We start from the raw sequence: 1752 nt of genomic DNA, 5'->3' as shown, positions 1-1752 counted from the left end.
CCAAAGGCAAACTGTACAATAGCGGCAAAGTTCTTGCCCCCTGAGCGTCTCAGTGAACGGCGGCCAGCTTCCCTACGACATTCTCATCCTCTCCAACGGTCCCGGCGAGCTGCTTACCTGGGTGCGGCCAGTCGTCCTAGAATTGCGCCAGCAACTGCCCCAGGCCCGTCTTTCTCTGGTGCTCTCTCCTTGTCCGCACGCCTCTGGACAAGAGATGAAGATAGCGGAGGAATTTATCCGGGTCGATCGGGTGCAGGATCCGGATTTTTTTCTGGCTTTTCTGCTCACGGGTCAGACCGAAGAAGCCTGGGATTGGGCCAAGCGGGGGGTGGTGCTGTTTCTAGGAGGGGATCAGTTTTTTGCCGTCTGGATTGCCCGTCGTCTGCGCTACCGTCTGGTGGTGTATGCGGAGCATCAGCCCCGCTGGCGACCCTGGGTAGACGCTTTTGCTGTACGGACGGAGGAGATCAAACGCCGCTACAACGGGGGACGCTTCCTGGGCCACCGCTGGGCCCCCAAAATGCACGTGGTCGGGGATCTGATGGCCGATGGCGTGGCCAGTGCCGTCTACTTGCCGGGGATACCTCTTCCCGGCTGGCTTAGCAGCCAATCCCTTCCCACACAGGCTTCTGGCGCTGCTCCCAAACCGACGGCAGGCTTTTCCACCCTCCTCCAGCCCCTCCCCGATCCCATCGAGGAGCCGGAATCGGTGCGAACGGCACCGGAAAGGGTGGAATCCCGCTCTGCCGACGAAGCTTTGCTGCCGCGCAGCTGGCAACGTCTCAGCGATGGCAACCGCACCCACTACCAGGTGGGGCTGCTCCCCGGCTCCAAGCCGGCCAAACTCTCCCTGGGGGTGCCGCTGGTGCTGGCGGTGGCGGATGAGTTGCGCCAGTTGCTGCCCAACGTCCGCTTCGTAATCCCAGTGGCTCCCGGCCAGACGCCGCGATCGCTGGCGGCCTATGCCCATCCCAAGCTCAACCCCGATATGGCCGTGATTTACGGCACCTCGGCCACTCTGGAGCAAACCAATTTGGGATCCCACTTCGTCACCCCCTTTGGCACCACGGTACACCTGTGGACCAGCTTCCCCGCCTATTCGGTGCTGGCCAATTGCGACCTGTGTCTAACTACAGTCGGCGCCAACACTGCCGAGCTGGCTTACTTGGGGGTGCCAATGGTGGTGGCGATCCCCACCAACAAGCTGGAGGCGATGCGTGCCTGGGGTGGGATCCCTGGCCTGTTGGCTCGCCTGCCCGGTCTGGGCACCTGGCTGGCCCGCCTTATCAACAGAATTGCCCTGCGGTGGCTGGGTTACCTGGCTTGGCCAAACCTCTGGGCAGGACGCGAGGTAGTGCCGGAGCTGCGAGGACACTTGCGCCCGGCCCAGGTAGCCGAACAGATGCGGGCCCTGTTGACTGATCCCGAGCGGCGTCAACAGATGCAGGCGGAATTGCAGCGTCTGGGGGGCAAGCCGGGTGCGGCTCAGGCCATCGTACAACTCGTGGCCCAGCAGTTGAGCAAAAGCTAGAGGAGGCGACCAATGCGCTCCCGCAGCTCGGCAGCGGCCTGCTCTAGGTGTTCGGGAGTATAGCCGGTGGTCTCTACCCTAACGGCAAGGTGGGTGTCCTGGCTTTCGTGGAGATGGAGCCACAAAATGTGACGGCCATCTGCGGTTTTGCGGTTGGCGGCCTTGACGCCGTTTTTGGGGGCAGCGTAGGCGCTTGGGTCGTAGCGAACCAGATCTACCCA

General features: G+C 62.7%; 1 protein-coding gene and 1 pseudogene. One reads left to right on the top strand and one right to left on the bottom strand.

Annotated elements, in window-relative coordinates:
• Nucleotides 1-52 precede the first annotated feature (52 nt).
• Complete coding sequence (locus NW863_RS07160; protein WP_414365546.1) at nucleotides 53-1531, top strand: hypothetical protein; 1479 nt, start codon at nucleotides 53-55, stop codon at nucleotides 1529-1531.
• Here NW863_RS07160 and NW863_RS07155 read toward each other — a convergent pair.
• A pseudogene (locus tag NW863_RS07155) lies at nucleotides 1528-1752 on the bottom strand (CRISPR-associated protein); the annotation flags it as partial. The gene NW863_RS07160 and the pseudogene NW863_RS07155 sit on opposite strands and share 4 nt — an antisense overlap.

The sequence above is a fragment of the Synechococcus sp. B60.1 genome (assembly GCF_047462555.1).
In the GTDB taxonomy this organism is placed as follows: Bacteria; Cyanobacteriota; Cyanobacteriia; order Thermostichales; family Thermostichaceae; genus Thermostichus.
The sequence above is the reverse complement of the archived record's forward strand: the minus strand, read 5'-3'. Positions and strand labels throughout refer to the sequence as shown.